The sequence below is a fragment of the Acidithiobacillus sp. genome (genome assembly GCF_023255755.1).
GTDB lineage: Bacteria > Pseudomonadota > Gammaproteobacteria > Acidithiobacillales > Acidithiobacillaceae > Acidithiobacillus.
The window spans coordinates 1-6009 of the sequence record NZ_JAGDVS010000032.1 but is presented as its reverse complement, the minus strand read 5'-3'; the positions used below and the strand labels follow the sequence as shown (position 1 = coordinate 6009).

Below are 6009 nucleotides of genomic sequence, written 5' to 3'. Positions count from 1 at the left end.
TGCCAAAAGGGCACTGGCCAGGGTCCGTGCCGGAGACGGACCGCAGTTCCTTGAGTTGGAAACCTATCGTTACCGGGGGCACTCCATGGCCGATCCGGCCACCTATCGCCCGAAGGCAGAACTCAATGCCTATCAGGCCAATGATCCCATTGCCGCCGCCATTCATGAGGCGGAATACCAGTATCCCAGCGCTGAGGCCATTGCTGAGGCTGGTGCGGATTGTGTAACGCGCTTTACGGATCGCTGCTGTAAGGAAGGCCATCTGGATGACGCTGTTGTCCAGCGCATGCGCCAGGAGATTCAGGAAGAAATTGCCGATGCGGTGGCTTTTGCTGAGCAAAGCCCGGCACCGGAGCTACAGGACGCTTGGAAAGCCTTTCAGCACAATCGTCGTTTTGAAATCTTCATGGAGGCGGCACAATGAGTGAGATGCTCTACTGGAAAGCCCTGAACCGCGCCATGGACGCCGAAATGGCTGCTGATGAAACGGTGCTGACCCTCGGAGAAGATGTGGGTCTCTACGGCGGCACTTACCGGGTGACCGAAGGCCTCATGGCCAAATATGGCGAATGGCGGGTGCGCGATACGCCCATTTCCGAAAACAGCTTCACCGGCCTCGGCGTTGGTGCCGCCATGCTGGGCCTGCGTCCGGTGGTGGAAATCATGACCATCAATTTTGCCCTCCTCGCCATGGACGCCATCGTCAACATGGCAGCAAAAATCCCCTTCATGTCGGGTGGCCAGTTTCCCATGCCGCTGACCATCCGCATGCCTGGCGGCGTCGCCCGGCAGCTAGGTGCCCAACATTCCCAGCGTCTGGAACATCAACTGATGAATGTACCCGGTCTGCGTATCGTTGTCCCGGCCACCCCTCAGGACGCCTACTGGCAGCTCCGCCAGGCTATCCGCAGTGATGACCCCATCATCGTTCTGGAGCATGAACTGCTCTATTTCAGCAAGGGTGAAGTCGATGAAGCCGCTGAAGCACCTCCCATACATCAGGCGGTCGTGCGTCGGCAGGGCCGAGATATCACCTGTATCGCCTATTCCCAGATGTTGCCCCTCGCGTTACAGGCCGCCGAGCAGTTGGCCACCGAAGGTATTGAGCTCACCATCATCGATCCCCGCAGTCTGTCGCCCATCGACTGGGAGACCTGCGCGCGCTCCGTAGAACAGACCCACCGCTGCCTGATTGTCGAAGAAGACTGCCGTTTTGCCGGCGCTGGGGCCGAATTCGCGGCGACCTTGCAGGAGCGCTGCTTTTATCTGCTGGACGCGCCCATCCGCCGGGTCGCGGGACTAGATCTGCCTACCCCCTTCAATGGGACTTTGGAAGCGGCCAGTATTCCCCGGGTGGAAGACATCGTACTGGCCGCCCGACAGATCATGACCCCGCCAGGAGAAAGTGCATGAAAAGCGAAATTACCATGCCGGTGCTATCCGATACGATGCAGACTGGACGCCTGACCCGATGGAACAAAGCGGTTGGGGAAGCGGTGAAACAAGGCGATGCTATAGCCGAAGTGGAAACCGATAAGGCGATTCTGGATGTAGAGGCCTTTGCCAGTGGTTATCTGGCAGGTCCATTAGCCGCCGTGGATACGGATATTCCGGTACGCCAGGCCATCGGTTATATCGTAGACACACGGGAAGCAGCACAGAACAACCCCAGCAGCCCGCCCAGTACAACAGTGAAAAACAGCAGAGATGTTGCGGAACCTACCGCAACGGCCCCCGTACCGCCAGCACCTGTCAGCGAGACCCGGCCAGACCGGGCAGTGAGCGCTCCACCAGCCAAGGCAGCGAGTGCTGCACCCATCGCAGAGCATATGGACGGCGCCCCGCCTGCGCCGACAGTCGCGCGCTCCGCAACAGCAACCGACAATGCTCAGACCTCACCCTACGCCCGTGCCCTGGCCCGGGATCTGGAATTGGACATCCAATCCATCAAGCCAGGCCCCGACGGCATCATTCATGCGGCGCAGGTGCTGGCTGCCGCCCTCGCGCCCAAAGATGCCGACCTGCACATGGGACCGCCTTATACCATCGAGCGACCCAATATGTTGCGCGCCGCCGTCGCCCGCAACATGTCGGCCACCCTGGATACGCCCACCTTCCACATCAGCAGCCGCTTCGCCATGACGCCCCTGCATGCTGCTGCAAAGCAGGCTGGCATCGGTCTGACCCTCGCTTTGAGCCGAGCCTGCGCCCTGACTGTCGCAGAAGACCCTTGGTTTAATCATACCTGGACCCAGGCGGGTCTTGCCAAGCGTAGTCGGGTGGACATCGGCATTGCCGTAGATACAGGTGAGGGCCTCATTACACCCGTGATACGCAATGCCGCCAGCCGTCCCCTCAAAGAACTGGCAGAGGACTGGCGTATTCTACTGGGCAAAGTCAAAAATGGACGGATTGCTCCAGAAGACTATCGGGGTGCCAGTTTTTATCTCTCAAACCTCGGAGTTTTTCCGGAAGTCGAGCGTTTTAACGCCATCGTCCCGGTGGGCGCTGCCGCTATACTGGCCATCGCCGCCGCAGGTCCAGACGGATTGACTGATTTCACCCTGAGTTGTGACCATCGGGTGATTTTCGGTGCCGACGCTGCCCGCTTCCTGCAACGGTTGGGTAGTCGCCTGGAGGATATTTTTTGGCTGAACTGAAGCATATTCAATGCCTCAACAGCGGATCGTCTAAGCTTAAATTTGCCATCCATGCCTAGGTTAGACCTCCCCAGACCCAAGGCATGGAAGGCGCATTGCTGCGGTCAAGCACTTTGCCTGATTGAACCGACCGTAGAGACAGAGGTAGTCGCCTTGCTGGAAGGGTTTCCTGCCGTTTGAGAGTTCCCAAGGTTCTGGATCGCTCAGGTTGGGAGGTGAAATTCAACTCGGCACCGGGGCCACTTTAATCATAGATCGGTCCGATTGACGACTGAGAAAGGTCAAGAGGCATATCCAATGAGTAAGAAACGGAGACGTTTGGTCATGGATAATCACACAAAGCAGGAGAACATCCATGTCTGACAATACCACTCTGGTCGCCATTGGCGCCAAAGAAGCAGAGAAACTCAGTACGGATGATGTCTTCAAAAAACTTGACAGTAGCAATAAGGGCCTGACAGATCAGGAGGCCCAACAACGTCTGCAACGGTTTGGCACCAATACGCTGGATGAGAAGAGGGACAATCCCTGGCTGAAATTCCTCAGTTATTTCTGGGGACCCATTCCCTGGATGATCGAAGCTGCTGCCATACTATCAGCAATAGGTAGCGCATGGGTCACATTTATAGTGGTTTTCTCCCTGCTCCTCATCAATGGTCTGATCGGGTTCTGGGAGGAGCATAAGGCAGCAGATGCCCTTGCCGCGCTCAAAAATCAGTTGGCTCTCAAAACGCGGGTGCTGCACGATGGGAAATGGACGGAGATGGCCGCTGATCAACTGGTACCCGGCGATATTATCCGGATACGTCTGGGCGATATTATTGCTGCTGACGTTAAACTGCTAGAAGGTAATTATCTTTCAGTGGACCAGTCGGCGCTTACTGGTGAGTCGCTGCCTGTGAGCAAAAAAAGCGGCGACGTGGCTTATTCCGGCACCATCGCCAAGCAAGGTGAAATGACTGCGCTGGTCACCGCCACCGGCAATCAGACTTTCTTCGGACAGACTGCCAAACTGGTAGAGAACGCAGGTGCTGTTTCACATTTCCAAAAAGCCGTCATAAAGGTCGGAGACTTCCTGATATTTATTGCTCTCGGCCTGGCGATAATTCTGATTGTTGTGGAGCTAATCCGTGGGCAGCCGTGGCTTAAATTGTTGCAGTTCATTTTGATTCTGGTGGTGGCTTCTATCCCGATTGCCATGCCGGCAGTACTTTCAGTGACGATGGCTCTGGGTGCGCTCGGTTTGTCACGCATGAAAGCCATTGTTTCCCGCCTGCAGTCCATTGAAGAAATGGCGGGCATCGATATTCTCTGCTCAGACAAAACCGGCACCCTCACACAGAATAAACTGACCTTGGGTGATGGTGTACTATTCGGTGCCACAGATAAGGATGAGTTGCTGCTGGCCGGAGCATTGGCGTCGCGAGCAGAAGACAACGACGCCATCGATATGGCCGTGCTTGGCGGTTTGAGCGACCTGAAGGCACTGAAAAGCTGGAAGGTCACAGACTTTACCCCTTTTGATCCGGTCGGCAAGCGCACTGCTGGCAAAGCCACAGACAGCGACGGGAAGGAATGGCAATTTACCAAGGGTGCCCCCCAGATCATCGTGGGCCTCGCGAAACTCACTGGAGAGGATGCCAAACGCGCAGACCAAACCGTGAATGAAATGGCGGCAAAAGGTTTTCGAACTTTGGGTGTGGCCCGATCCTCTGACGGTCAAAACTGGGATTTTCTCGGTATTCTGCCGCTCTTCGACCCACCCCGCGTCGACTCCAAAGAGACCATCGCTCAAGCCAAGGCGCATGGTATCCAGGTTAAGATGGTCACCGGTGATAATATGGCCATCGCCAAAGAAATCGCCGGTCAGCTAGGCTTGGGCACCAATATTCAAACCACGGAGGTGCTCTTCGATAGCGATGGGCGTCCAGTCGCCGGTGCCGCCGAACAGATGGAGAAACTGGACGGCTTCGCGCAGGTCTTTCCGGAACATAAATACGGAATTGTCAAAGCGCTGCAGGAAAGAGGTCATCTGATAGGCATGACCGGTGATGGGGTGAATGATGCTCCCGCTCTCAAGCAGGCCGAAGTGGGTATCGCTGTCTCAGGAGCTACTGACGCAGCTCGGGCAGCGGCTTCATTGGTCCTTACGGCGCCCGGTCTGTCTACTATCATCAAAGCCGTAGAAGAAGCACGTCGTATTTTTGAGCGGATGACCAGCTATACCATTTACCGTATTGCCATGACCATCGATATTATGGTTTTCGTGGTTCTTGCGATGCTGTTTTTCAACTCCTTCCCTCTTACGGCCATTATGATTGTGATACTGGCTCTGTTGGATGACATCCCCATCATGACTATTGCGTATGATAATACGCGTGTTGATCCCAAACCGGTGCGCTGGGATATGCATCGAGTGATTACCATTGCCGCCACTTTGGGCGGGTTGTCTGTGCTGGAGACTTTTGGTCTTCTTTTGATTGGTAAAGAGATGCTGCATTTGCCCACCCCCATATTGCAGACCCTTGTTTTTTTGCAGCTCGTAGCGGGCGGGCATCTGATGCTCTTCCTGACCCGCACCCGCGGCGTGTTCTGGAAACGACCCTACCCCTCCTGGCAACTCGCCTCCGCGATTGTCGCCACACAAGTGGTAGCCGTATTGATCTGTGGCTTTGGATTCCTCGTGCCCACCCTACCCTGGATCTTTATCGGTCTGGTCTGGGTCTACAATACCGTGTGGATGATCGCACTAGACATCATCAAGCTGGGGATTTATCGCGTCGTCGAATTCCGGGCAAGGCATCAACATCTTCTGGTATCTACGATGAATCAACCGTTGTATCCCTTCTCTACGCCTAAGTAGTGCCTGACAGAAAAAGGGGTTTTTTCAAATTCCGTCGCCAGCAAATCGGGCTGGATGGTCATTTGATGGAATTTTAATGTCGGTTTTTCGCAAAGGCAGAAGCGCTCAAGCAGATATATAATTACTCCAACCAGAAGCATACCGAGTACATGGCGGGTGTAATAGTTACCATTGGATGAAGTAACTTATATGGATGCCATGTGTGCAGGATGACATCTGAATATTTGGCATAAATAAAAATCCCCGCAGCAAGCTCTAGCCGTTGGCGAAAGGTGTGGGTTTCTGGTGCCTTGATTCCCGCAAACCCACTCGTAGCTTGGTTCTCAGCGGATTTGCCATCGGCGGAGATCTTTTCTTCAATAAAAAGGCCACAAACCCTATATTGGGTGCGGCCTTCAAGTCAAATCACCCACACCTTTCGCCAACGGCTAGCAGCAAGCTTCGGGGTATTCGCTCGGCCACTATTTGCCAGATTTCGCTGCAAGC

General features: G+C 55.0%; 5 protein-coding genes. All 5 read left to right on the top strand.

Features of this window, described 5'->3' with window-relative positions; genetic code table 11:
* Positions 1–424, top strand: a 424-nt coding sequence (locus Q0C48_RS02565) for a thiamine pyrophosphate-dependent enzyme (protein ID WP_291521247.1), incomplete at its 5' end; no start/stop codon positions are given.
* Complete coding sequence (locus tag Q0C48_RS02560; protein ID WP_291521245.1) at positions 421–1413, top strand: alpha-ketoacid dehydrogenase subunit beta; 993 nt, start codon at positions 421–423, stop codon at positions 1411–1413. The genes Q0C48_RS02565 and Q0C48_RS02560, both read left to right, overlap by 4 nt.
* Positions 1410–2660, top strand: coding sequence for a dihydrolipoamide acetyltransferase family protein (locus Q0C48_RS02555; protein WP_291521242.1), 1251 nt, complete (start codon positions 1410–1412; stop codon positions 2658–2660). The genes Q0C48_RS02560 and Q0C48_RS02555 overlap by 4 nt, the downstream gene beginning before the upstream one ends.
* Before the next feature lie 355 nt (positions 2661–3015).
* Positions 3016–5523 carry a plasma-membrane proton-efflux P-type ATPase gene (locus tag Q0C48_RS02550; protein ID WP_291521240.1) on the top strand — a complete coding sequence of 836 codons (2508 nt, stop codon included), beginning with the start codon at positions 3016–3018 and terminating at the stop codon, positions 5521–5523.
* A 262-nt stretch (positions 5524–5785) separates the two neighbouring features.
* Positions 5786–6009, top strand: a 224-nt coding sequence (locus Q0C48_RS02545; protein WP_291521238.1) for a hypothetical protein, incomplete at its 3' end; no start/stop codon positions are given.

Bases quoted from the DNA above. Each gene is read 5' to 3' on its own strand.
- Q0C48_RS02560 (WP_291521245.1), top strand. From the start codon at position 421: ATGAGTGAGATGCTCTACTGGAAAGCCCTGAACCGCGCCATGGACGCC.
- Q0C48_RS02550 (WP_291521240.1), top strand. From the start codon at position 3,016: ATGTCTGACAATACCACTCTGGTCGCCATTGGCGCCAAAGAAGCAGAG.
- Q0C48_RS02555 (WP_291521242.1), top strand. From the start codon at position 1,410: ATGAAAAGCGAAATTACCATGCCGGTGCTATCCGATACGATGCAGACT.